Origin of the sequence: Ferruginibacter albus, assembly GCF_020042285.1 — a bacterium.
In the GTDB taxonomy this organism is placed as follows: domain Bacteria; phylum Bacteroidota; class Bacteroidia; order Chitinophagales; family Chitinophagaceae; genus Ferruginibacter; species Ferruginibacter albus.
The window spans coordinates 1471701-1496206 of record NZ_CP083388.1; the positions used below are offsets into that span (position 1 = coordinate 1471701).

25 protein-coding genes are annotated in these 24506 nt (G+C 35.3%); 14 read left to right on the forward strand and 11 right to left on the reverse strand.

Translation table 11 applies throughout. The features are described 5' to 3' along the window. Positions 1-23: 23 nt before the first annotated feature. From K9M53_RS06490 to K9M53_RS06520, 7 genes are all read right to left on the reverse strand, one after another. Positions 24-635 (reverse strand): DNA polymerase ligase N-terminal domain-containing protein, encoded by a 612-nt coding sequence (locus tag K9M53_RS06490; RefSeq protein ID WP_224018813.1) that lies wholly within the window; start codon positions 633-635, stop codon positions 24-26. Next, positions 635-1411 (reverse strand): non-homologous end joining protein Ku, encoded by a 777-nt coding sequence (gene ku / locus K9M53_RS06495; protein ID WP_224018814.1) that lies wholly within the window; start codon positions 1409-1411, stop codon positions 635-637. The genes K9M53_RS06490 and ku overlap by 1 nt, the downstream gene beginning before the upstream one ends. Before the next feature lie 18 nt (positions 1412-1429). Further along, positions 1430-2056: a hypothetical protein gene (locus K9M53_RS06500; RefSeq protein ID WP_224018815.1), complete on the reverse strand. Its 627-nt coding sequence runs from the start codon at positions 2054-2056 to the stop codon at positions 1430-1432. 14 nt (positions 2057-2070) lie between these two features. Then, positions 2071-2307: a hypothetical protein gene (locus K9M53_RS06505; protein WP_224018816.1), complete on the reverse strand. Its 237-nt coding sequence runs from the start codon at positions 2305-2307 to the stop codon at positions 2071-2073. Positions 2308-2321: 14 nt separating this feature from the next. Continuing rightward, positions 2322-2753, reverse strand: coding sequence for a DoxX family protein (locus K9M53_RS06510; protein WP_224018817.1), 432 nt, complete (start codon positions 2751-2753; stop codon positions 2322-2324). 64 nt (positions 2754-2817) lie between these two features. Beyond that, the gene (locus K9M53_RS06515; protein WP_224018818.1) at positions 2818-3147 is read right to left on the reverse strand and encodes a hypothetical protein; all 330 of its coding nucleotides are present in this window, start codon (positions 3145-3147) and stop codon (positions 2818-2820) included. 99 nt (positions 3148-3246) lie between these two features. Next, positions 3247-3720 (reverse strand): PA2169 family four-helix-bundle protein, encoded by a 474-nt coding sequence (locus tag K9M53_RS06520; RefSeq protein WP_224018819.1) that lies wholly within the window; start codon positions 3718-3720, stop codon positions 3247-3249. Positions 3721-3946: 226 nt separating this feature from the next. Here K9M53_RS06520 and K9M53_RS06525 point away from each other — a divergent pair, with 226 nt between their 5' ends. Together K9M53_RS06525 and K9M53_RS06530 are read left to right on the forward strand one after the other, a co-directional pair. After that, complete coding sequence (locus tag K9M53_RS06525; RefSeq protein WP_224018820.1) at positions 3947-4297, forward strand: response regulator; 351 nt, start codon at positions 3947-3949, stop codon at positions 4295-4297. 1 nt (position 4298) lies between these two features. Then, positions 4299-4859 carry a helix-turn-helix domain-containing protein gene (locus K9M53_RS06530; RefSeq protein ID WP_224018821.1) on the forward strand — a complete coding sequence of 187 codons (561 nt, stop codon included), beginning with the start codon at positions 4299-4301 and terminating at the stop codon, positions 4857-4859. Positions 4860-4861: 2 nt separating this feature from the next. Here the strand turns inward: K9M53_RS06530 and K9M53_RS06535 are convergent, their stop codons facing one another. Beyond that, entirely contained in the window at positions 4862-5173 is a 312-nt protein-coding gene (locus K9M53_RS06535) for a hypothetical protein (protein ID WP_224018822.1), read from the reverse strand. A gap of 262 nt (positions 5174-5435) precedes the next feature. On the opposite strand from K9M53_RS06535, the gene K9M53_RS06540 reads away from it, so the two are divergent. From K9M53_RS06540 to K9M53_RS06560, 5 genes are all read left to right on the forward strand, one after another. Next, a complete protein-coding gene (locus tag K9M53_RS06540; RefSeq protein WP_224018823.1) occupies positions 5436-5963 on the forward strand; it encodes a pyridoxamine 5'-phosphate oxidase family protein in 528 nt (175 codons plus the stop codon). A gap of 3 nt (positions 5964-5966) precedes the next feature. Continuing rightward, positions 5967-7124 (forward strand): AI-2E family transporter, encoded by a 1158-nt coding sequence (locus K9M53_RS06545; protein WP_224018824.1) that lies wholly within the window; start codon positions 5967-5969, stop codon positions 7122-7124. Between the two features lie 5 nt (positions 7125-7129). Next, on the forward strand, positions 7130-8191 hold the full coding sequence (locus K9M53_RS06550) for a zinc-binding metallopeptidase family protein (RefSeq protein ID WP_224018825.1): 1062 nt from the start codon (positions 7130-7132) through the stop codon (positions 8189-8191). Positions 8192-8285: 94 nt separating this feature from the next. Beyond that, positions 8286-9101, forward strand: coding sequence for an OmpA/MotB family protein (locus K9M53_RS06555; RefSeq protein WP_224018826.1), 816 nt, complete (start codon positions 8286-8288; stop codon positions 9099-9101). 11 nt (positions 9102-9112) lie between these two features. Then, complete coding sequence (locus tag K9M53_RS06560) at positions 9113-9844, forward strand: DNA-formamidopyrimidine glycosylase family protein (RefSeq protein WP_224018827.1); 732 nt, start codon at positions 9113-9115, stop codon at positions 9842-9844. 98 nt (positions 9845-9942) lie between these two features. Here the strand turns inward: K9M53_RS06560 and K9M53_RS06565 are convergent, their stop codons facing one another. After that, positions 9943-10134 (reverse strand): DUF6496 domain-containing protein, encoded by a 192-nt coding sequence (locus K9M53_RS06565; RefSeq protein WP_224018828.1) that lies wholly within the window; start codon positions 10132-10134, stop codon positions 9943-9945. A gap of 216 nt (positions 10135-10350) precedes the next feature. On the opposite strand from K9M53_RS06565, the gene K9M53_RS06570 reads away from it, so the two are divergent. The 6 genes from K9M53_RS06570 (at position 10351) to K9M53_RS06595 (ending at position 22307) form a co-directional block, all read left to right on the forward strand. Next, on the forward strand, positions 10351-10605 hold the full coding sequence (locus K9M53_RS06570) for a hypothetical protein (protein WP_224018829.1): 255 nt from the start codon (positions 10351-10353) through the stop codon (positions 10603-10605). A gap of 66 nt (positions 10606-10671) precedes the next feature. Further along, positions 10672-11409: a porin family protein gene (locus K9M53_RS06575; RefSeq protein ID WP_224018830.1), complete on the forward strand. Its 738-nt coding sequence runs from the start codon at positions 10672-10674 to the stop codon at positions 11407-11409. Between the two features lie 142 nt (positions 11410-11551). After that, positions 11552-16822, forward strand: coding sequence for a translocation/assembly module TamB (locus K9M53_RS06580; protein WP_224018831.1), 5271 nt, complete (start codon positions 11552-11554; stop codon positions 16820-16822). Beyond that, positions 16815-19097 (forward strand): translocation and assembly module lipoprotein TamL, encoded by a 2283-nt coding sequence (tamL, locus tag K9M53_RS06585; protein ID WP_224018832.1) that lies wholly within the window; start codon positions 16815-16817, stop codon positions 19095-19097. Before K9M53_RS06580 ends, tamL begins: the two co-directional genes overlap by 8 nt. A gap of 13 nt (positions 19098-19110) precedes the next feature. After that, positions 19111-21270: a hypothetical protein gene (locus tag K9M53_RS06590; RefSeq protein WP_224018833.1), complete on the forward strand. Its 2160-nt coding sequence runs from the start codon at positions 19111-19113 to the stop codon at positions 21268-21270. Positions 21271-21392: 122 nt separating this feature from the next. Beyond that, positions 21393-22307 (forward strand): YihY/virulence factor BrkB family protein, encoded by a 915-nt coding sequence (locus K9M53_RS06595; protein ID WP_224018834.1) that lies wholly within the window; start codon positions 21393-21395, stop codon positions 22305-22307. 6 nt (positions 22308-22313) lie between these two features. Here K9M53_RS06595 and K9M53_RS06600 read toward each other — a convergent pair whose 3' ends face one another. Together K9M53_RS06600 and K9M53_RS06605 are read right to left on the reverse strand one after the other, a co-directional pair. Continuing rightward, the gene (locus tag K9M53_RS06600) at positions 22314-22712 is read right to left on the reverse strand and encodes a hypothetical protein (RefSeq protein ID WP_224018835.1); all 399 of its coding nucleotides are present in this window, start codon (positions 22710-22712) and stop codon (positions 22314-22316) included. A gap of 132 nt (positions 22713-22844) precedes the next feature. Further along, positions 22845-23132: a YtxH domain-containing protein gene (locus K9M53_RS06605; RefSeq protein ID WP_224018836.1), complete on the reverse strand. Its 288-nt coding sequence runs from the start codon at positions 23130-23132 to the stop codon at positions 22845-22847. A 235-nt stretch (positions 23133-23367) separates the two neighbouring features. On the opposite strand from K9M53_RS06605, the gene K9M53_RS06610 reads away from it, so the two are divergent. Continuing rightward, complete coding sequence (locus K9M53_RS06610) at positions 23368-24504, forward strand: FIST signal transduction protein (RefSeq protein ID WP_224018837.1); 1137 nt, start codon at positions 23368-23370, stop codon at positions 24502-24504. The last annotated feature ends 2 nt before the right edge of the window (positions 24505-24506 follow it).

A 24506-nucleotide genomic window follows, 5' to 3' on the forward strand; every position in this document is an offset into this window, starting at 1 on the left:
TGCCAGCTTTCGTGCAGATGGATCTACGTGCTTAAAGAATTTTTTTTTTCAGGTTTAGGATGGTCGTGGAGCCATTTATTGATGGGAGAGTTTTTTAATGTTTCTTTTTCACTGTCGTAAGATTTATCAACAGCATATTTATCCCGATGTTTGATCAGCAGCCAGGAATTATCTTCTTTATTTTTCAATTTGACCAAAGCAAATTCACCTTTTAATTTTTTTCCATGAAGAACAAATTTTAAATCACCTTTTTTTAAGCCTGCTCTTAATTTTTGTTCGCTGCTGTTTTTATCCTCAGACTTGTCGATATCCGTATAAGTCCCTTTATCCCAAATTTCTACAATGCCTGCTCCATATCCTTCAGGAATAACCCCTTTAAAATCTTTATAATCATAAGGATGATCTTCTACTTTCATAGCAAGACGTTTATCTGCAGGGTTTAAGGAAGGCCCTTTCGGCACTGCCCAACTTACGAGTACACCATTTAATTCTAACCTGAAATCATAATGAAGATGTGATGCTTTATGACGCTGAATTACAAATGAAAGTGCCGCCGTTTTCTTTTTCGTGCTTTTACCGGCAGGCTCCGGCGTGTTTGCAAAGTTTCTTTTTTGCTGATACTTGCTTAAACTCATCACGATACTTTTTTACGTTTGGGAGATAAACTTGCTTTTAATTGACTCATCAAGTCTTTAGTACTGTTGTGCACCACCTTTAGTTGTGGTTCCTTGGTAACTTTTCCTTTTGCTTTTGCTTTGATTATTTTAAGTAGTTGAGCAGTATAAGTGTCTTTGTATTCTTTTATATTGAAACGATGCGATAGTTGGTTGATAAGAGAGATTGCCATTTTTAACTCGCCCGGCTTAACAGTAGAACTTCGTGGAGGCTCAATTTCGGAAGTATCTCTTATTTCTTCTGCAAAACGAAGCCGATTTAAAAGAATGATATTGTTGGATGGACGTAATACTGCCAGGCTTTCTTTACTACGCATTACAAATGTTGCGACACCCACTTTTCCTGTTTTCTGTAACGCTTCATGTAATAACGAATATGCTTTTTCTCCCGATTTATCGGGGGCTAAATAATAAGGTGTTTCAAAATAAACACTGTCAATTTCAGTAGCATTTACAAAATCTTCAATGCTGATTATTTTTGTTTTAATGGCGTTGGCAGATTCGAAATCTTTATCTGTGAGCACTACATATCGATCATTTACTTTATAGCCTTTTACAATGTTTTCCCAATTCACTTCTTTACCTGTCTTTTCATTCACCCGCATGTAGCGTATGTTGGAGAGATCCTTCTTATCCAGCATATCAAGGTTCAATTCGCTGTCTTTGGTTGCGCTGAATAGTTTAACGGGAATGTTTACCAAGCCAAAGCCAATGGCGCCTGTCCATATTGGTCGCATACATAAAGTTTTAGAAGTTTATATCACTTTTTTCTTCGCCATATCTTTTACAATCTTATTGCCATATTCCTGCGCAAGACTTTCGGAAGAAGAAGGATCAAATGCTTTTGTTTGAACAGAGTAGATCAATTCACTGCTTTTAACATCATAAAAATTGCTTTCCCAAAAATATTGAGTGCTTACATCATAATAACCCGGCATGTATACCCTATCGTAAATAGTAGAATAATAACCCCAGAAACGATGATAATAGGCACCGACAGGAACATAATTCACTGTGCCCGGTACATAGTTCTGCTCCTTTTGTTTATTAAGTAAAACAATGGTGAGTACGGCATTATAACCGGATGAACTTAATCTGGATACGATCTCATCTTCACTTAATTTCTTAAAAGCATTAGGTCCATATTGCTCCATTGCACTCACAGCATCATATCCGTGGTCTTTTAAATTGTCTACTAGCCGACTTTCCATTAATGTACGTAGCTGCCTGTCTTTTTCATTAATGATACCAATCACAATGATCTTATGGTGTTGTTCTTTTCCTGCATTGTCGGCGCTCCAGGAAGAAGTGATCCTTGTACTGCCGCACGATAATAAGAATAGCAATAATGAAAGTAGAGGAAATATCTTTACTGTTTTCATACAACAAATTTTAGTTATGCACTAATATTGCTTTTGTTGTGATAGTAATAGCGAAGATGTTTTGGATTCCTGAATGTTTTTATTGATTCTACTGCTTCATCTTTATAATCCATCTCAACAAAAAAATCTTCTAAGCAATAAAAAACATGCAAATGATCCTTTTCTTCTTTTTCGCCAATTACAAAACCCAACATATCCAATGTTTGTAGTTGCAGTTCTTTTGGTTGTGTCTTAAATTCAGATAGCGTCATAAAATAGATTTTATTTATAGTAATATTCTTTTGATATAATAATCCATTGAAAACTTACCGGGACCAAGAGTTGCGAATAAGATAAGCAAGGCCAGTATTACGATCGATAGTACTAATTCTCCGGGAGCAACTCCTGTTCTTGTGTTAACAAATAAAACGGCGCCCAGCAATATTGGAATTTGCGCCCACACGGAAATTTTTGTAAATAATCCTAATGTGATGAATGTGCCGCCTAATAAGTTTGCCCATGTAATAATAAAGGTTAACAGCCCATTGGTGTTAATCATATTTAACCGGCTGTTCAAGATCATTTCATTTAAAACGGCAGGGTTGGTTACAAAATATAATCCTTTCAGCACTAAAAAAAATCCCAGTGCAACCCTTAGGAGTATAAGATATACGGGATGTGTATCGTCCCATTTTCTTACTTCGTATGTTATATTCATAAAAAGAATTTTAGGTTAAGAAATGATAGGCTCTATATTGTAATTTCCAATAAACATGCCATGGTTATTTTGCGATCAGTATCAATACCAACAGGATAATAATAATGGCGCCTACAGATAGATAAACCCCGCCATTGTCTTTTTTATCTGTTTCTTTTTGCATCTGCCTTAGTTCCTTGTAAATGCTTTTTCTTTCTTTTGCAGAAAGCTTTGTGAAATCCATTGCCTGGATTTCCAGCACTCTTTTTTGGATCTGCAGCATACGTAAGCTATCATCATTTATTGTGATGGTTTTAAAAGCCGGGTTATAAATAAAAGAACTGGATAAAGCCGGCTGTTCAAATGTTATCAGCAGTATCATTCCTAATGCGATAAATAAATTTCTCTTGTTCATAAAATAAAGTTTAATTGACTACTATAATAAGTTAATCAAATTAGATGCCTTTAATAATTATCGAAGAAAAATGCAGAAGATGTAGAGAAATATCCTCGGTTAATTGTAATTAAACTGGGGCTGCATGTTCATGTATTTTTTTATCACTTCATGGCCGATCATCAGTGCAGCATATTGATTGGATATTAATTGGCGGTTAGTGCCTGCAATCGCCTGTTTATAGGTTAAAGCATGTGCATAAGCTTTTTGTACGGCAATCTCACTTCGTTCACAAGAACGTAAAATGGCGTCTTTATCTTTCCCTGTGAATAAGGATTTAAAGTCAGTCCAAAGCTTATAGATCTTCCCTTTCTGTGAATGAGGTTTTATAGGTACACCACCTAATGATTTTATTCCCTGGTTCAACTCTTTTACATAACGTTTGCTTTCCGTTTGCATTTTTAAAAAAAGCCCATACAAATTAATATCAATTTCCTTGATCTCTTCTGCTGCCTGTTTGTATGCTTTTATCCGGTCGCTGTTTATTTTTATAAGATCTCTGAGGATCTCTATAGTATGTATATCTGCTGACATTAATTTCTCTTTAAATAATAATGCGCCAATTACATACCAGTATTAATGCTTCGGCCATGAATTGGGTTTTGTAGATGAATTTTCACATCAGGCAAATAAATGGGAAAGAAGCTACTCAAATTGTTTTGTGGATTTTGTTCCACACTTTCACGTCAATTTATACTTTATTGTGAGAAAAAACATGTGGTACTGTTTTTGGAAATTTATCAATAAAACTAAAACAGCCATGAACATTTTAATTCTTGATGATGACAAAGACCTATGCGTTTTACTAAAAACCTTTTTTGAAAAGAAAGGACATGTGGTGCACATCGCCAATTCATTGGTAGATGGATTGAATATTATTGATCATCATATGCCATCCATCGTTTTTATCGATAATTATCTTCCCGATGGGGAAGGTTGGAAGGCAGCACAAACAATTAAAGTTAAATATCCCTCACTTAACATCAACCTGATGTCTGCAAAGGATAGAAGCTTTAATTCATTGGAAGAATATGAAAATGTAGTGTGGGAAAAACCTATTTCGGTTCAACAACTGGAAACCTATTTACAGTTTTTAAAATTGGAGGTATAATATGACATTATTCATTAGAAATATGGCCTGTGATTGTTGTAAAGTGCTGGTAGAAGAAGAACTGGAAAAATTGGGAGTGCATCCTCAAAAAATCGAATTGGGGGAAGTGCATCTAAAAGAAGACGAACTCCCTGTAAAAAAGCAAAAGCAATTTACTGAAGCAATAAAAAGAGCAGGACTGGAGATTGTTGAAAATAAAAAAGGAATATTACTGGAAAAAATCAAACAGCTCATTCATGAATATGTAAATAACTCAAAGGAAAAAAATTCCATGAACTTATCTACTTATTTAAGTAAAGCATTGCATTATGACTATGCATATCTCACTAATTTCTTTTCTGAAATGGAAGCAACTACTATTGAACAATACGTTATTGCACTTAAAATTGAAAAAGTAAAAGAATTAATCTTGTTTGATGAATTGACATTGACAGAGATAGCATACAAACTGCACTACAGCAGTGTGGCACATCTGTCCAATCAATTTAAAAAGGTTACAGGTTTAACGCCTTCTCATTTTAGAAAATTGAAAGAAAAAAGAGAAGATGTAAAAGTTGCCTGATATTAGACTGCTTCTTTTGGCTCAATGCTAATATATCCTGTAGGTTGCTTAATAACGAGCCATTTCATCGGCACATAAGTAATGCGTTCTTCTTTAGCATCAAACATATCGGGCAGGTCGTTAGAAGCAAGATCACTGATAATATAAATAGTAGCCAGGTTATCGCTGGTAACGATCTGTACATTAGCGTTGATGCTTGTTATATTGTCATTTAAATTGTATTCTACAATAGCAGTGAAACTGATTGCCTTATTAGGTTTTTTAAGTCCAAAGTCAAGAATAAAAGCAGTAAGGTTTTGAAGTGATTCTTTCATTTTAATAATAGAGTAATTTTTCACATATGCATCGCCGTTAGCTTAGATAAAATAGGGAGCTTGATGGAAATCCAAACTCCCTGACAAATCATACCTGAGAAAAAAATTTATACAAGTTAAATTTGTTTTTAATGTCAATAATTACATGATTTTTAGAAAAGCTTACATAATTTTTTGTCTATCTGTTTTAAGCTAACTAATTAGAATAAGCCAATTATAAATGATATGGCATGGTTTTTTTACTATCTAATAAAAAATAAGTATGGGTACTATTCATAATCTTCAAAATAAAGAGGCGATTGAAAAGATGAAAGAACTGGTGAAAGAAATAAATATATGCATGTTTTGTTCTGTAGGTGAAGAACAGTTTTTAGATGCCAGACCAATGGCGACATTAAAAGTAGATGATGATGGAGACCTTTGGTTTTTTAGTTCTGCTGAAAGCACTAAGAATACAGAATTAAATAAAGATGAACATGTGCAGTTGATCTATTCCAAACCTTCTTCCTCTCGGTTTCTTACTATTTACGGGAAGGCATTTGTTTCAAAAGATAAAAATAAGATAGAAGAGTTGTGGACGGACCTGGCACGAGCATGGTTTAAAAACGGGAAAGATGATCCTGCTCTTTCTGTGATACGTGTAACACCTGCTAAAGTACATTATTGGGATACACAGCATGGTAAAATGATATCCTTATTTAAAATAGCGGCTTCTGTAATAGGCGATAAAACAATGGATGATGGTGTGGAAGGAGATTTAAAAATTGAAAACGATGGAGGAATTCTATAGCATATGAATACAATAAAAAAATATCCTTTTTATTTTCAGGCAACCACAGTATTGTTTGGATTGATACTGTTTGTGTATGCATTGATGAATTTAAAGAACGTAGTGATACCGCTTTTATTTGCTTCTTTATTGTCGGTTTTATTGAATCCTATAGTGGATTGGCTGGAGAAGAAAAGAGTACCTAAGGTTATATCCATTTTACTATCGATATTTTTAGCGCTAATAGTTTTACTGTCGGTAATGTATTTTATATCCTCGCAGTTGATGAGCTTTAGAACCGAGCTGCCGGTTTTGCGGGAACGTTTTGCTGCCTTGTTTGTAAAGTTGCGTGGGTGGTTAAATCTGCATATGAATGTTTCTTATGCAAAACAGGAGGAGCTCATTCAAAATGGTAAGCATAGCCTGGAATCATTATTGGGGCAAACATTGGGAATTGCATTGGGTGTTATCAATGTGTTTGTGTTGATTCCTGTTTACACCTTTCTGTTTATCTATTACAAAAAACTTATTCTTAATTTTTTGTTTGAAGTATTTGCCACAACTAATTCAAAAGAAGTAGGAATTGTATTAAGCCAAACAAAAGGCGCTGTTCAAAATTATATGATAGGCTTAATGGTGGAGGGACTTATTATTGCAACGTTAAATACTGTCGCTTTATTGATATTAGGAGTTAAGTATTCACTTTTATTGGGCTTGTTGGGAGCTATATTGAACGTATTGCCATTGTTTGGAGGATTTATAGCGATCCTGCTACCGGTAATTATTGCTACTATCACAAAAGATGGGTTTACTACACAAATATGGATCATCGTGTCTTACACCGTTATCCAGTTTATCGATAACCATTTTATCATCCCGTTTTTTGTTTCATCAAGAGTAAAAATAAATGCACTGATTTCTATCGTTGTTGTTTTATTGGGCGGAGGTTTGTGGGGAATACCCGGAATGTTTTTATCAATACCCATTACCGGGGTTTTGAAAATTGTTTTTGACAGGATTCCTGAACTGAAACCCTGGGGCAAGTTATTGGGCGATGAAGTACCTTCGACTTTTAAAGGAGAGAAGAACCTTTTAGGAATGGCGACAGATAAAGTAAAGGCAACGGGTACACGAAAAAAAGCCGGACGTAATCTTGCTGTTGATGGAGGTTCGCAAAAGTAATTGCTATGAAATTATTTAAGTGCACCAACTGCGGGCAATTGATCTATTTTGAAAATACGTATTGTCAGAACTGTAATTATTCTGTTGGATTTGATCTTGACAGCTTTCAAATGTTATCATTGGATACTGATGGTAAAGCGTGCATTAAAGGAAGCATAAAAAATAAAAAAGCTTATCGCTATTGTTTTAATTTCCAGTACAGCGTATGCAACTGGTTAATTGAAAAAAACAGTAACAGTGATTTCTGTAAAGCCTGTGAATTAAACAGAACTATTCCGGATCTTTCAAAAAATGAATATCGTGAACGCTGGCGACTGATTGAAGTTGCCAAGCACAGGGTGTTGTTTTCTTTATTCAGAATGAATTTGCCTGTAATAAGTAAGCAAGTAAATGTTGGATCAGGGCTTGTATTCGATTTTAAAGCTAATGAAACGCCGGATGAAACAATTTACACCGGGCACAACGACGGTACCATCACCATTAACATTGCAGAAGCAGACGATATCGAAAGAGAAATGGTTCGCAGATCCATGCATGAAAGCTACCGGACTTTGCTTGGTCATTTCAGACATGAAATAGGACATTACTATTGGGATAGATTAATAAGAGATACTAATAATGTTGATGCATTCAGAACAGTTTTTGGAGACGAACGGGCAAATTATAAAGAAGCATTGGAAAAATATTATGAGCACGGAGCAACTATTACCTGGAATGAAAATTATATCAGTGCTTATGCAAGTTCTCATCCCTGGGAAGATTGGGCGGAAACATGGGCGCATTACATGCACATTATTGATACATTGGAAACGGCATATTCCTTTGGCTTAAGTGTTGATCCATTAGCGGGAGAAACAACAAAGGAATTTAAAACAAGAATTAAAACAGATCCCTACATCGTTAAAGATTTTGATTACCTCTTTCGGTTATGGCTACCCTTAACCTTTGCAATGAACAGTTTAAATCGGAGCATGGGCACAAAAGATCCTTATCCCTTTGTGATCACTTCTTCTGTAAAAAATAAAATAGCCTTCATTCATGATCTTATTGTGGCATATACAGCATGAGGTTTTTTTTCTACAATAATCATTGTTCTATCTTATTGACGTGCACTATACTTGCTGGCATGGTTTTTAAGCTGTTCTTTAAAACGAAAGCAATATGAAAAAGCAACTTTTTATCCTGTTTACAGCGATCGCCTTAATAAGCCAAAGCTGTGTATCAAAGCGATTGTTCAGAGATTCGCAAAGTCAGGTGGCTGCCTTAAGAAATGACAGCACACAATTAGCGAACAAGATCGAAGAAATGAATACTAAAATAACTGCGCTCAACGGAGATGTCAGCAGCATGAATAAAAAGATCGCTGACTTAAATAATGAGAAGAATGCATTGGATCAGCAAACTACTTCACAACAAAATGCATTAAATCAAACTACACAAACATTACAGCAACAACGCCAGCGGTTACAACAACTGGAACAACTACTGGAACAGCAAAGAAAGCAATCAAGAGAATTAAAAGATAAGATGAGTGAAGCATTGAATAATTTTAAATCGAATGAACTAACGATAACACAAAAGAACGGTAAAGTGTATGTTAGTCTTTCAGAAGAGTTGTTGTTTCCTTCGGGAAGTGCTGTTGTTAACCCGAGGGGAGTGGATGCATTGGCAAAACTGGCGGCAGTATTAAATTTAAATCCGGACATATCTGTAGATATAGAAGGGCACACAGATAGCATTCCTATTAAAGGAAGATACCAGGATAATTGGGACCTAAGTACTGCAAGGGCAAATTCTATCGTTCGGATATTAGTTAATAATTATAAGGTAGATCCTGTAAGGGTGATCGCATCAGGGCATAGCAAATATGATCCTGTAGATGTTAACTTTACTCCTCAGGGAAGGGCAAATAACCGCCGTACAGAAATTATTCTTTCTCCAAAGCTGGATGAAATGTATAAGTTGCTGGAATCATAATTGAATTCAGAATGCCTGAAGGTCCATCCATCTTGCTATTGAAAGAAGCTACGAAACAGTTTGTTGGTAAAAAAGTGCTAACGGTTTCGGGTAATAGCAAGATGGATCTTTCTTTTATTAAAAACAAAACGATCATTGATATAAAGACCTGGGGCAAGCAATACCTCATTTGTTTTAAAAATGTTACCATTCGTATTCATTTATTGATGTTTGGCTCTTACACCATTAATACTTCCAAAGAATTTAAACCCCGTTTACACCTCCAGTTTAAAAATGGCGAACTTAATTTTTATAATTGTTCCATTAAGATCATAGAAGAAGAACTGGATGAAGTATATGATTGGAATGCAGATGTAATGAGTGATTTATGGGATTCCAAAAAAGCAGAAAAGAAATTACTCTCCACAGAAAATACAATGGTTTGTGATGCTTTATTGGATCAAAATATATTTTCAGGCGTTGGTAATATTATTAAGAATGAAGTATTATTCCGGATAAAAGTGCACCCGGAAAGTATTGTAACAAAGCTCCCTGTTAAGAAACTAAGGGAAATGATCAAAGAAGCTGTTAAGTATAGCTTTGAGTTTTTAGAATGGAAAAGAAAATATGTATTGAGAGAACATTGGCTGGCACATAGCAAAAAAATATGTCCAAGAGATAATATTTCTTTTTCAAAAGGGTATCTCGGTAAAACGCATCGGCGTAGTTTTTACTGTAATAAATGCCAGGTGCTTTATAAATAAAACTCCATTCGCAATAATTAAATTACAAATGGAGTATACTTCAGAATTCCCGACGAATGCAACATATGCTTTTGCACGAATCTAGGATGGCTTCCGAATTACTTTTTGTTGGATGTTTTTGCTTTAGGAACTTTAGTTCCTTCTTTTCTTGCTTCAGACAAACCAATGGCTATTGCTTGTTTTTTACTGGTTACCTTTTTGCCGCTTCTTCCGCTTTTTAAAGTTCCTTCTTTTCTTTCATGCATTGCTTTCTCAACTTTATCCTGTGCCTTTTTTGAATAGTTAGCCATAGTAAATGAGATTTAGTTTTAATAGAAGATCAATAGATATAGGACAAATTATATACCATCTGTTTCAGTTTTCTTTTTTTGCTTTTCCTTTCCCCATGAGGAATTTGTTACTCGATATGAGGGCATTAATTACCATTTTGTAAGCATTAAAAATCAGGCATAAAACTTTCATTTACTTAAGCAGGAATAAAATTATTATCAATTAAAAACTATTTTATGACACTAATAGAAATAATATTCAAATACAAGGGCGGCATAGTTGAATCAGAGATTCGCTCTGAAGATAGCGTTGATGGTTGCTTTTATTCAATAAAACTAAACGGCTTATATGCTTTCACACTTTTTCATGATAATAACAATAATAATTGGGCAATAGTAAAAAATGCAGAAGGATATATTCCGGAAGTAGAACATGAATTGCTATCAATACTAACCATGCAATTGAATTGGGAAATGTCTCATGTTGCCTGACAATGTTTAACACTACACGTGAGACACTCTTACAAAATTTTAAATTCATCATTAAAAAATCAAAATATGAAAACGATACTTTTTCTAATAACGGCAATGCTTACTCAACAAATGTTTGCACAACCTGTTGAGCCTGCTACTGAAACGTCTACTACTACGCTAAACCCCGGTGGTTTTTACGTACGAGGCGGTGTTAATTTTTCAAATATCTCTGTTAATAACAATGGTTCCGTTAATAATGCCAATACATTGACAACATTTAATGTAGGTTTTCTGGCAGATCTGCCATTAGGAGATGTTTTATCATTTCAAACAGGTTTATATTTAAACGGACAAGGCGCACAGGCAGAAAGCTTTGCCGATAAGAATAATACATCCGATAATTATGTAAAATCAAAATTAAATCCATGGTACCTGCAGGTGCCGGCCAACATCGTGTTCAAATTTCCGATCGTTGGTGACAGTCGCTTTTTTATAGGAGTGGGACCCTATGCGCAAATGGGCGTATTTGGTAAAACTACCGTTGAAACAAAACTGGCGGGAAATGTTACCACCAGGAGCGCAGACATAAAATTCAATAACGATGATTTAACTACTTCAGAACAGGAAGATGCTGGTTTTGATAAGCTAAAACGGTTTGATTTTGGGTTAAATGCTTTAGCAGGTATTGAAACTGAGCATTTTTTATTTGGGGTCAATTATGGTTGGGGTTTTACTAAGATCAACTCCACCCAATCTGACAATAGTGAAAACGATAATAATAAATACCGTTCCTTCAGTATCAATCTTGGATTCAAACTATAACTTGCCAAAGATTGATCTCCAATCCACAATGCTGATACAGCATTGTGGATTTTTTTCCACGATACCTTCTATTTAGCTCCTTTTTTTAGCTTAAAACGCATAAAAAATAAGGCATGATATTTTTAGTATAAGCGAATATATCATGACCGTTAAACGAATTATACAGAAGACGCTTAAAATAATCCTTTACATCGTTGGTTCTATCATTGTACTGATTGTAGTTGTAATAATCTTTTTGCAAACTAACTATGCAAAAACCTTTATTCGCAATAAAGCACAGGCATATCTTACCGGTAAAGTGCACACCAAAATAACAATTGGTGCTGTTGATTTTAGTTTGCCCAAATGGATAGAAATAAAAAATGTGTATGTTGAAGATCAGCAAAAGGATACCCTTCTTTTTGCGGGCAAGCTGGCAGTTGACATGGATATGCTGAAATTGATCTCGGGAGAAGTGTATGTGCGTAAGATATCACTGGAAAATATTCGAGCTAAAATTTCGAGATCAGCTAACGATTCTAATTATAACTATCAATTTATTATTGACGCTTTTACAGGTGGTAATGCTAAAAAAGAAAAAACAACGGATACAACAGCATCAAAAATTACAATAAAACAGTTGATCGTAAGCAATTGCTCTTTAAGTTATAAAGATGATTATGCCGGAAGTAATATGTATGCAGTCATCGGTAAACTAAACGTTACAGTGAATAAGCTGCAGCCGGAAAAAATGTTGTTTGATGTAGATGAAATTAAAACGGATAGTCTTCAGTTTACAATGACAACTTTTAAAACTGTAAACAAAATTGCACCGCCTTCATCCGGTTCATCATCTGCAGTACTTTTACTGACGATCAAAAAAATTAACTTAAATGTTTTAAACGTAGCTATTGAAGATAAAAACACAGGAATGTTTTATGGAAATGATGTGAATCATTTGGAAGTGGATAAGCTGAATATTGATTTGGCAAAGCAAGCAAGTGATATAGATAAGATAGCATTGAATAATTCTGTCGTAAAATTTATCTCTCCAAAGCCACAGCAAACCGAAAAGGTTACTAAAGATGCCACAGCTTCACAGTCATGGACGATCTTAGTAAATACATTGCGATTAAACAATGATCGTTTGCAATTTGATGATAATCAAAAGCCAAAAGAAAAAGAAGGTTTTGATGCAGCACACATCGATTTGCAAAAAATCAATATTGATGCTAAAAAAGTATTTTATTCTGCAGATAGTGCAGGTGCTTTGATCAACCAGTTAGCGATTAAAGACCAAAGTGGTTTTGCTATTGATACTACACATGCCAGGGTATTGTACAGCAGTAAAAATATTTCTGCAGTAGAGCTTTATCTCAAAACGCCTAACAGTTTAATCCAAAACGCCATTGAGCTTAACTATGACAGCTTAGCGGGAATGATGAAAGACCCGAAAGGAACTACTGTTAATGCAAAACTTGCCAATACAGTTATTGCAATCAACGATCTTTATTTACTGGTGCCTTTTGTTAAGCAATATCTTCCTGAAAATAAGTTCAGAAATAATATAGTAAGTATAAATACAGAAATTCATGGAAGCCTGCAACAGTTAAATATTCCTTTCCTGCAATTGAAAGGGTTGGCTGGAACAAACATTAATGCAAAAGCCATTTTATACAATGTAAATGATCCAAAGAATATAGGTTATGATGTGTATGTTTTTAATAGTCATATTCCTAAAAGCGACCTGGTAAAATTTGCTGCTGATAATAAATACATCAGGCAATTGCCATCTGATCTAAGCATTACTACGCATTTAAAAGGTAATCAAAAAAACAGCACTGTTTCGCTCGATCTTAAAAGCAGCTCCTTTAAATTGAATGGTGATATAGATGTTAAGAATTTAAGCAATACCAAAGCGCTTAAATATAACGTGAAGGTGAAAGATGGAATGATAAAACGTGATTTTATTACTTCTTTTTTACCGCCTAATACATTGCCTGCTTCCATTCAATTGCCAGATGTTATTACGGTAAAAGGCACTGCCAGCGGCGATATGGATAATATAAAACCTGACCTGCAATTAGGCGGCAGCTATGGAACTGTTTCTGCAAAAGGCTATATAAATAATTTCAAGAATAAAGAGGCGGCTGACTACGACCTGCAATTAACAGCAAATGACCTGGCAATTGGTAAGATATTAAAACAAGACACACTGTTAGGTAATTTTTCTTTAGTGGCTTCTGCAAAAGGAAAAGGGTTTAATTATAAAACGATGCATTCAGTTGTTTCGGTTAAGGCAGATCAAGCTACTGTTAAACAATATAATTACCATAATATTTTACTCGATGCAACGATTGATGCGGGGAATATTAAAACCTCCGGAAGTATTGCTGATACCAATATCAGGATCCAATATTCACTGGAGGCAAATGTTTCAGGCGAATACCCAAAAGATGTTAATGGAACCATACAGGTAGATACGGTACGTCTGCAACAGCTTCATTTATTTGCAGATACCTTAAATATGGCTTTCCGATCTGTTATTAAAGCGCAGGATCTTGATCCGAAAGATCTGAATTTTTATGTGCTGATAGATTCTTCCCGGATCAATTATAAAAATAATCCTTACCAATTTGATTCCGTGATGGCAAAAGCCACCACTAACACTAATGTACACGATATTGTATTTCGATCGCCTGTTGCAGATATAAATGCCAATGGTGCATTTGATTATGATAAGATCGGTAATTCTTTATTGCAATTCCTGGATAAATATTATGATGTTATTTCCAATAAAATGGATAACATTCCTGATCAGCAGATCAGCTTTAATGGGGTTGTTAAGTACCATCCGATCATTGCTGATATTACCGGAGGATTGAAGTACGACCCAATTCCTTTTAAAGGAAAATATTCTTCCAATGGAACTGATAGCGCATTAAGCTTAATAATGTCTATTCCTAAATTGAATTATGCAGACTATGCAGTTAGTAAAGGAAAGATAGATGTCTCTTCTTTTAATGACCGGGTTGATTATGGAATTTCTTTTGACATATTAAAGTTGGGCAGCCAGGTATTCTATGCTTCCGATATTAAAGGAAACATTGCACACGATAGTTTGAATATTGCAGCTGTAACTAAAGACGAAAAAAATAAAGATCGCTACGGTTTGTCGGCTGCTATAACTTCAAAGGATAAAGCATATACGGTTTCTTTAAAAGATGCATTGCTGCTTAATTATCAAAAATGGAACATCGCCGGGGATAACAAAATTATTTATTCTCCGCAAGGCATACTGGTGCATAACTTTTCACTTACCAGCAAGCAAACTGAAATTAAAGCTGCCAGCGAACAAGAGCAACTCAACGGTCCTGTTGATATCTCCATCTCAAATTTTGATATAAAGGATATTGCCGCACTCGCTAATGCAGATACTTTGTTAGCAGCAGGTATCGTAAATGCAAAGATGAAAGTAAGCGACTTTGATAAAAAGACACCATCATTTACCGGCGAATTTTCAATTGATTCATTTGCGTTCATGCAACAGCCGATAGGCAATGTAAAATTTGCGGCACAAAAGCAGGACGATAATGCGGTAACAGCTTCTTTGGATATAAATGGCGATAATAATTTGGTTTCAGCAAAAGGGACATATTATTTGGATAACAGGCAAGATCAATTTGATGTAAATCTTGATGTAAACAGGCTGAGCATGAGCACACTCCAGGCCTTTTCCGGCGGCAATCTTATTAATACATCCGGTGCTATACATGGAAAGCTTGCAATAAATGGTTCTTTTAAAGAGCCGCATTGGAATGGGGCTCTTGATTTTGATTCTTCAAAGTTTACATTGACAAAAACAGGCGCAACCTATACTATCGATCAGCAAAAAATACAATTCCGGTATCCGGATATTGTGTTGAATAATTTTACAATAAGAGACTCGTTAAATAATCCTTTGAGTATTGATGGTAGTATCTCGGCTAATTCACTTACAGATTATGCACTCGACTTAAACATAGATGCTAAAAGGTTTACGCTTGTAAATACCCCGCAGGCAATAGGCAACCAGGTTTATGGCTTTGCATCTGCCAATGCGGATCTAACGGTTACGGGTACTACATCATCGCCCAATGTCGAAGGAACGCTTTCTTTAAATAAGAGGAGCAATGTTACATTAGTATTACCCGAACAAAATATCGATAAGGATGCTGCAAAGTCTGTAGTGCGATTTATAGACAGAGATACATTTCAATTGCCGGAGAAAGTATTATTTGTACCTGCAGGTGATACTACTGCCAACGTATCTCAATTCTTCAATTACAATCTTAATATAAAAATTGATAAGCAATCCACCTTAACGATCGTGATCGATCCATCTACAGGAGATGAGCTGCAGGTAAAGGGAGATGCGCAATTGAATGCAGGTGTTGATCCGGGCGGTAATTTGATCCTGGCAGGTAATTATGATCTTGATAGCGGTTATTATATTTTAAACTACCAGTTTTTGCAACGGAAATTTAACCTGGTAAAAGGGAGCAGCATGGCATTTTCGGGTAACCCGATGGATGCTTATGTAAACCTTACTGCGGAATACATTGCCAACACCTCAGCAAGTGATCTCTTAGAGAATGAAGTAGGTTCGGTAGATCCGAGAACAGCTGCATCTTTCAATCAAAAAATCCCTTTTAGAGTATTAATGTATTTGAAAGGAGAATTGAAAAAGCCGGATATCAGCTTTGATATTCAGTTGCCGGATGAAAATGCGAATATTCCTATTTCAAATGAATTGCGTACCACCATTGAAAATAAGCTGGCACAGGTAAGAGGCGATGCAGCAGTTACCAACAAAGAAGTTTTTTCTCTTTTAGTGTTAGGAAGATTTGTGGGTGAACAAAGCACTGACTTCTTTAAAAGCAGTGGAAGCGGAGGAGGTTTGAATGAGGCGGCAAGAGAAAGTGTAAGTTCATTTTTATCTACTGCAATGGATGAGATAGCAGCCGATCTTTTTAAAGGAATTGATGTTAACCTGAATCTGAACAGTTACCAGGATTATAGCACAGGAAGCGCACAAGAAAAAACAGATCTGAATGTAGAAGTGAGTAAGAATTTTTTAGATGACCGGTTAACAGTGAGCGCCGGTAAAAATTTTGGTGTGGAAGGACAGGATGCCGCTGCCAGGGCCGTACAACAAAATTCAAGTGCTTTTCCAAACGTTTCTGTCAATTATAAATTGTCAAAAGATGGAAAGTATATGTTAAGGGCTTATCGTAAAGACCAGTTTGAGGTGATACTGGATGGTTATGTTGTGCAGACCGGCGTTGGCTTTGTACTTACGCTGGACTATGACAAGTTTAAAGAACTATTTGAAAAGAAAAGAACAAAGAGCGAGAAGAAAGCCGCAAAGAAATCCAAATCGGGTAATGAATAAAATCATACTATATAGTTTACTACTTGCATTGGCAAGCTGCAGCGTAAAAAAATATTTACCTGCAGGGGAAAAATTATACAAAGGCGCTACTATTAATATAATAAAGGACAAGGATGTAGCGGCATCAAAAGGTTCATTAAAGAGAAAATTAAAAACAGTTATCAAGCCAAATGCGAATGCATTTATATTAGGGCAGCCATATAAAGTTTGGTGGTGGTATGTGATCGGAGAACCTAAAAAACCAAAAGGATTAAAAGCATGGCTACGTAAAAAGCTGGGAGAGCCGCCAATTTTCATGAGTCGGGTTAATGTAAAGCAAACAGCAGAAAATATGCAGGCTTACATGGAGAACGAAGGCTATTTCCATACTACTGCACAAGGTGATACAACCAATAAAGGTTATTTCACCACTGCTAATTATACTGCCGACGTGCATCCTCAATATAAGATCGATAGTATTACCTGGGTAAATGACAGTTCTGAATTATTACACTTATTGGATTCAGCTAAAAAAAGAACCGTGTTGAAGGTTGGTAATCCTTATCGTTTAAGAGATATTCAAACAGAAAGAACACGCTTAGACCTGTTGTTAAAAACAAAAGGCTATTATTATTTTAATCCTGATTACATAATGGCTTATGCAGATAGCACTATTGGCAATCATAAAGTAGATATCTTTTTAAATATAAAAAGAAGTACTCCTGAAAATGCAAAGCATGCTTATACCGTTAACCAAATAATGCTCTTTCCTAATTACACACTTATTCAACCTCCGCCGGATACTAATAAGATCGGCACTTTTAATTATGACGGCTTATTGATAAGAGATACCGTGCATAAATTTAAACCTGAATTATTTAAACGTGTAATTACTTATCGTGCCGGAAGTGTTTATAGCAGTACAAATCAAAATAAAACATTAAACCGCTTAATTAACCTGGGGACATTCAAATTTGTAAAGAACCGTTTTGATGCAGTGAAAGATAGCGGTGATGCGTACCGCTTGAATGCATACTATTATCTTACTCCCAATAAAAAGAAATCCTTACAGGGGTCTTTAGATGGATTTTCAAAAGAAAATAATTACATCGGCTCGCAATTAAGTATCAATTGGAAGAACAGGAATACATTTGGACAGGCAGAACAATTGTCTATCAAGGGGTACGGTTCTTTTGAAATATCAACATCGGACACATTAAAAGGAGCGAATAATTACAGGGTAGGAGGAGAAGTTTCGTTTACGTTTCCCCGTTATGTAATTCCTTTTTTCAAAATAAAAGAAAGTAATTTGTTTCCGCCGCGTACCAATTTGTTAATAGGGTATGAGCTGTTCATTAAGCAGGCATTTTATACACAAAATGTTTTTAGGTTTAAATACGAACTGGATTGGAAAGAAAGCAGTAATAAGGAACATACGTTTGCTCCAGTTGCCATTACTTATTTAAATGCAAGTCATATCACCGATAGCTTTTACAAGGCGGCACAGTTAAATCCTGCTATTCTTTTAAATGTAAATTCAGAAGCGATATTAAGTACTTATTACACCTATACTGTTACTACTATTAATCCTGCCAAAAGAAATCAATTGTACTTTAACGGAGGTATAGATCTTTCAGGAAATATTGCCGGATTGATAACAGGAGCCAAGTATGCGAGAACAAAAGAAATATTCAATACGCCATTTGCCCAATATGTAAAATTCGATGCGGAGATAAATTATAAAAGAGAGCTGGGACCCAAATCGAGTTGGGTAAATCATTTTCAGATAGGAATTGGAATACCGTATAACAATTCAAATATTTTACCGATCACCAAACAATATCTTATTGGAGGTTCCAGCTCTATGAGAGGCTTCCCGATGCATTTTATAGGCCCCGGAAGTTATCAGCCAACAGCCAACGATATACGTTTTTTTCAGCTCATTGGCGGCGATTATAAATTACTTGCAAATACAGAATATCGTTTTCCAATTGCAGGGAGCTTATATGGAGCGGTGTTTGTAGATGCAGGGAATATTTGGACAAAAGACACTGTGTCTTTCGGTGCTGCAGGACAGCTTAAAAAAGATTTTTATAAAGAGATCGCAGTATCAACAGGTGCGGGCTTACGTTTTGATGCAAGCATTCTCTTGATAAGATTAGATATCGGTATTCCCATTCGTAAACCTTTTTTGCCTGACGGACAACGTTGGGTAATTGATAAAATAGCATTGGGTAATAGCCAGTGGCGAAGAGATAATTTAATATTAAATATAGCCATTGGCTATCCATTTTAAAAAATCAATAACAATGAAAAAAATCATAAAAATATTATTAGTGATCGTTCTTATTGGTGCTGCCGGAGGGGTTGTTTACTGGCAGATGAATAAGAAAAAAATAGTGAAAGATGCTATACAAAATGCCGTTACAAAAGGAAGCGATAACTTATATTCTATACATTACGACAGTTCTTCTTTAGATGAAATAAACGGGAATGCCAGATTTTATAATGTTACGTTGCAGGCAGATTCAATAAAGGCACAGCAATTGAATGCCTCACCGTCTAAGCCGAATGTCTTTTTCAATGTATATGTACAGGAAGTAGGGGCGATTGGCATGGATATTCCCGGGATGCTGGCAAACAATTCTGTTTCAGCAAAAGTTATTTATTTAAAACACCCGGTATTAAAAATAATTAATAATGGTTCGGGAAAAATAAAAACATTTTCAAGAGAAGATACACTGTCCCTATATAAACAATTATTGGGGAAATATAAAAGCATCAAAGCTGATACAATCCGCATAATTGATGGTGATGTGTTGCTAGCAGATACGTTGAAAAATACGTCGGCAAGCTTTGAAAAGATAAACATCGATATACATAACTTTTTAGTAGACAGTATGCATAACTACACCAATATTGTAAGCTATTTTATAAAAGATGTAGAAGCTTCTGTAGGAGAAATTAAATTTCCGGGAGATATACCCTCCAATACTATCTTGTTAAATAATGTTGTATATAATGCTGCTCAACGATTTTTAAATATCCAAAGAGTTCGACAATATAATGCAGATAAAAAAACGGTTTCTACAGATATCCTGAACATTAATATCGACAGCTTAAATACAAATGCGTTTATTATTGGTCATCAATTAAAGGCGGGCATGTTCACTTGCGGCGGAGGTACAGTAACGATCACGATCAAGAAGAATAAAAAAGAAAAGAAAGAAGGGAAAAATAATGATGTGATGATCGAGCTTTCGGATAATACATTTAACATGGCGCAACTGGATGGCATCAACATAAAAAATACCAATATTCTTTTAGCGAATGCAGAAAAACCTGATAAAGACCCGATAGAGATCCATAATGTGCAATTCAAAACAGGAAAGGTAAATGTGGTCAACGGAAATACATTGAGCGATTTGGTGAACAATGCCCAGTGGCAATTGACAGCAGATGGTTTTTCCTTTAATTCAGAAAATAAATTTTATAAAACAAGTGTCAATACATTAAATATTGAAAACAATGCCATACCGAAAATAACAGTAAAGTCTGTTCAGCTAAAGCCATTGGTTACTGAAGATCAATATGGAAAAATGGTGCAGGCTCAAAAAGATCTATATGATTTTGATTTTAATAATATAGTTCTAACCAATGTGAATATTAAAAATTTAATAGCCAATAACAGCGTAGAAGTGAACGATGTATCAGTGCAGGCATTGATCCGGATCTTTAACGACAGAACCTTGCCTGAAAGAGATACTACTCTTAAGATTGGAACGTATCCGCATCAGGCAATTATGAAATTGTCATTCCCTCTCTATATTAAAAAGCTTACGATCATTAATGGCTTTGTGCACTATCGTGAAAAAGGAAGCGCTTCAGGTTTGGTTGGTAATGTTGCTTTTGAAAATTTAAATGCCGTTATCACTAATCTTACCAATATGCCTGACAAAATAAAAAAGAGCAATATCTGTACATTAAATGCGCACTCCTTTTTTGTTGGCAAGATCGGGTTTAACACTAAATGGGTTTTCCCGCTGGATACCAAAAATGGAACATTTACTATTACTGGGCAGTTGGATACCTCAAGCCTTTCGGTGTTAAATCCTGTGGTAGAACCATTAGGGTTAATGTCGATAACAAAGGGCAGCCTGGACAGGTTAACATTTAAAGTTGATGGCAATGATCGCCGTACATTAACCAACATGTTATTGTTGTATCATGACCTGGATATGGATATGCTTAAGAAACCAAGTGAAGGAAGCAATGAATTAAGGAAGAAAGGACTGGCTACATTTGTAGCTAATATTGTAGTGAAAGATAATAATCCTCAAAACAACGAAACAAGAACAATGGATAATGCTTTTATGGAACGCAACATTCATACTCCTTTTTTTGGTACTGTTTGGGCAAGCATTTTTACTTCGGCAAAAAAAATAGCTTTGGCTAAAAAAGCTAACTGATCTTAAAAAGACGTTGTGTATTTTTCTCTACAAAAGAGTATACTTTTTGTCAATACAAATACTGGTATAATTATAGATTTATCTAACACGTTATGGAATATTCAAAACTCAAAGAGAAAAAAATGAAATACAGTATAAAGAACCTTTACCAGTTTATTAAACAGGTAGTGTCTGAGTTTAGCAATGATAACGTTTTTAAGTACAGTGCATCACTTTCATATTACACCATATTTTCATTAGCGCCAATGTTGATCATTATTATTTCTGTTTGCAGTTTCTTTTTTGGAAAAGAAGCCATGCAGGGAGAGATTTATGGGCAAATAGCGGGACTGGTTGGAAAAGATGCAGCCCTGCAAATTCAAAGTACTATTAAAAGCACGCATCTTTCCAATACTACTGTATTGGCAACTATTATAAGCGTTGTATCATTGATATTGGGCGCCACCGGAGTATTTGGTGAGATACAGGATTCCCTGAATAAAATATGGGGTTTAAAAGTAAAACCCAAATCCGGGATATGGAAGGTAGTGATCAATCGTTTGCTTTCTTTTTCATTGGTATTAAGCCTTGGATTTATTTTAGTAGTATCCCTTGTTCTTAATGCAATTATATTAAGTTTTGGCAGCAGGTTAGATGCTTACTTGTCTGGCTTAGGAACTTCGTTGATCTCTTTAATTGATATTGTGGTTTCATTAGTGGTAAATACTATTTTATTTGCGGCCATTTTCAAAATATTACCCGACGCAAAAATTCGATGGAAAGATGTAACAGTGGGGGCATTGATCACCTCTGTTTTATTTATTGCTGGTAAGTTTTTAATAGGGTATTACCTGGCAACAAGCAAATTAACTTCTGTATATGGAGCAGCAGGTTCTATCATTCTGATTTTATTGTGGACATATTACAGCTCTGCCATTTTATATATGGGAGCGGAGTTCACAAAAGTATATGCGATAAAATATGGAAATAAAATACTACCCAATGATTACTCAACTTGGGTTAAGACAGAGGAGGTGCCTGTAGCAGGCGCAAAATAGTAACACTTATGCTATTGCTTGAATAGATTGCTTTTTCTTAGGATGGAATAACTTCTTAAATAAAAATGATATTGGTTTTTTGATAATGTCCGGATGATCATAAACAAATTTTGAAACTCCTGCTTCCACCAAATTCCCTGCAATATTTCTTATAATGCTTTTTGATTTCCCGGTGATGGCTTTTTTAGTAAGTATTCCCGCTGCCAATCCTATAGATGAATCAATAGCCGGTGTTACAACATCAGAATTTTTTAAAGTAGTAGCAAGGTCTTTAAAAAGATGCGAAGGAGTAAGCTCTTCTTTAATGGATTGAATATCCTGGTGGATAATAGTTTTTAACTGACGCTGTTCTTGCTTCATCAATGAGATAGCAGAACGTAATTCTTTATAGTTTTTAATATTCATAACAAACGGTTTTAATAATGACTAACCCGGAAACTTATGTAAACTGAACTACTATTCGTAAAACAAATTTTTTAATAAGCTTCCGGGCAATCAATATTTTCTTAGTGGCAGATGGTTTTACTGCCTTCTATCTTATGACATAGAATGTACATGATTTTTTGATTCGGCTTTAGTAGCATTTGCTTTGCCTTTACCTGTTTCCATAAGGTCAGATGCCTGTGTTTTCATGTTTTCATATTGTTCCGTAATGTCATCTACAAAATCATTTATTTTATCTGTAAGGGTATCCTTAAAATCATTTCCTTTTCTCATCAATCTTTTCCTGGTTTTATAACCTTTGTCAGGTGCAAATAAAACACCTATAGCTGCGCCAACTGCGGCTGCGGCTAATATTCCTGTAACGGTTTTTGCTGCATTCATAATAATAAATTTTAAATAGTTAGATAATAGTTTACACCTGATAACCAACTAAAATGCTGCCAATTATTTATAGCTACAAATGGCTAAAAATTTTAATCGTTTGAGTAGGATTTTCCTCAAACGGGTATCTTAAGGGTGCTTTTGTGGATTTTATAGTAATTAAATACAATTTTTAAGCAAAATCTTCGTTAAGAGGAATAACAGGACAATTTACCTCTAATCAATATCCCAAATAATGAAAATACAACAGCACAAGTTTTCAAAAGCCAAAGGCTGGGAAGTTATTCGTGATGGACAATTTGATCCAGCGCTTAGTAATTTTATAATAGTATTTGGAAGTACGGAACTTCTCTCCGATAAAACGGTATATGATGAAATTAGAAGCATTTATCCTAATGCAACAATTTTATTGAACTCTACCGCCGGCGAAATTATTGATACCCAGGTAAATGACGATTCTATTTCGCTTACTGCCATTCTGCTGGAAAAAACCACCATTAAAACAGCTATTATACAGGTGCAACATGAGCAAGATAGTTTTACTGCAGGTAAAGCACTTGCTATGCAATTGGATCCTAACGACCTGAGAAATGTATTGGTAATTGCCGATGGACAAAAAGTAAACGGAAGTGACCTGGTGGACGGCTTACAAAGTTCTTTACCAAAAGAAGTGATCATTACAGGTGGCTTAGCCGGCGATGGCGCCCGTTTTGCAAAAACCGTTATCGGTTTGAATGAAGCACCATTGGAAGGTAGAGTTGCTGCTATCGGTTTTTATGGTAACAACATCACTATTAATTATGGAAGTGTAGGAGGATGGGATTCTTTTGGTCATGAAAGATTGATCACTAAAGCGAAACAAAATGTTTTGTACGAATTAGACAATAAACCGGCGCTGGATATTTATAAAAAATATTTAGGGGATTATGCAAAAGATCTTCCTTTATCAGGACTATTGTTCCCGTTAAGCATACGTAACGAAGATTATAACAGTTCACTGGTAAGAACAATATTGGCCGTGAACGAAGAAGATAAGAGCTTAACCTTTGCAGGCAATATGCCGGAAGGTTCTTATGCCCGTTTAATGACAGCTAATTTTGATCGTTTAATTGAAGGCGCCTCCAACGCTGCACAAAAAACAATGGACGGTAATAAGAAAAAACCGGACCTGGCTTTATTGATCAGCTGTGTTGGAAGAAAAATAGTATTGAATCAGCGTATAGAAGAAGAAGTAGAAGTGGTAAGGAATATATACGGTAATGAAACAGCCATAACAGGTTTTTATTCTTATGGCGAAATATGCCCTTCTCTTGACGAGAAATGTGATCTGCACAATCAAACGATGACAATAACTACTCTTACAGAAGAATAATT

Coding starts and splice junctions, on each gene's coding strand:
- K9M53_RS06525 (WP_224018820.1), top strand. CDS start 3,947: ATGAACATTTTAATTCTTGATGATGACAAAGACCTATGCGTTTTACTA.
- K9M53_RS06510 (WP_224018817.1), bottom strand. CDS start 2,753: ATGAATATAACATACGAAGTAAGAAAATGGGACGATACACATCCCGTA.
- ku (WP_224018814.1), bottom strand. CDS start 1,411: ATGCGACCAATATGGACAGGCGCCATTGGCTTTGGCTTGGTAAACATT.
- K9M53_RS06520 (WP_224018819.1), bottom strand. CDS start 3,720: ATGTCAGCAGATATACATACTATAGAGATCCTCAGAGATCTTATAAAA.
- K9M53_RS06610 (WP_224018837.1), top strand. CDS start 23,368: ATGAAAATACAACAGCACAAGTTTTCAAAAGCCAAAGGCTGGGAAGTT.
- K9M53_RS06540 (WP_224018823.1), top strand. CDS start 5,436: ATGGGTACTATTCATAATCTTCAAAATAAAGAGGCGATTGAAAAGATG.
- K9M53_RS06575 (WP_224018830.1), top strand. CDS start 10,672: ATGAAAACGATACTTTTTCTAATAACGGCAATGCTTACTCAACAAATG.
- K9M53_RS06600 (WP_224018835.1), bottom strand. CDS start 22,712: ATGAATATTAAAAACTATAAAGAATTACGTTCTGCTATCTCATTGATG.
- K9M53_RS06555 (WP_224018826.1), top strand. CDS start 8,286: ATGAAAAAGCAACTTTTTATCCTGTTTACAGCGATCGCCTTAATAAGC.
- K9M53_RS06535 (WP_224018822.1), bottom strand. CDS start 5,173: ATGAAAGAATCACTTCAAAACCTTACTGCTTTTATTCTTGACTTTGGA.
- K9M53_RS06560 (WP_224018827.1), top strand. CDS start 9,113: ATGCCTGAAGGTCCATCCATCTTGCTATTGAAAGAAGCTACGAAACAG.
- K9M53_RS06505 (WP_224018816.1), bottom strand. CDS start 2,307: ATGACGCTATCTGAATTTAAGACACAACCAAAAGAACTGCAACTACAA.
- K9M53_RS06550 (WP_224018825.1), top strand. CDS start 7,130: ATGAAATTATTTAAGTGCACCAACTGCGGGCAATTGATCTATTTTGAA.
- tamL (WP_224018832.1), top strand. CDS start 16,815: ATGAATAAAATCATACTATATAGTTTACTACTTGCATTGGCAAGCTGC.
- K9M53_RS06545 (WP_224018824.1), top strand. CDS start 5,967: ATGAATACAATAAAAAAATATCCTTTTTATTTTCAGGCAACCACAGTA.
- K9M53_RS06590 (WP_224018833.1), top strand. CDS start 19,111: ATGAAAAAAATCATAAAAATATTATTAGTGATCGTTCTTATTGGTGCT.
- K9M53_RS06565 (WP_224018828.1), bottom strand. CDS start 10,134: ATGGCTAACTATTCAAAAAAGGCACAGGATAAAGTTGAGAAAGCAATG.
- K9M53_RS06490 (WP_224018813.1), bottom strand. CDS start 635: ATGAGTTTAAGCAAGTATCAGCAAAAAAGAAACTTTGCAAACACGCCG.
- K9M53_RS06595 (WP_224018834.1), top strand. CDS start 21,393: ATGAAATACAGTATAAAGAACCTTTACCAGTTTATTAAACAGGTAGTG.
- K9M53_RS06515 (WP_224018818.1), bottom strand. CDS start 3,147: ATGAACAAGAGAAATTTATTTATCGCATTAGGAATGATACTGCTGATA.
- K9M53_RS06500 (WP_224018815.1), bottom strand. CDS start 2,056: ATGAAAACAGTAAAGATATTTCCTCTACTTTCATTATTGCTATTCTTA.
- K9M53_RS06570 (WP_224018829.1), top strand. CDS start 10,351: ATGACACTAATAGAAATAATATTCAAATACAAGGGCGGCATAGTTGAA.
- K9M53_RS06530 (WP_224018821.1), top strand. CDS start 4,299: ATGACATTATTCATTAGAAATATGGCCTGTGATTGTTGTAAAGTGCTG.
- K9M53_RS06580 (WP_224018831.1), top strand. CDS start 11,552: ATGACCGTTAAACGAATTATACAGAAGACGCTTAAAATAATCCTTTAC.
- K9M53_RS06605 (WP_224018836.1), bottom strand. CDS start 23,132: ATGAATGCAGCAAAAACCGTTACAGGAATATTAGCCGCAGCCGCAGTT.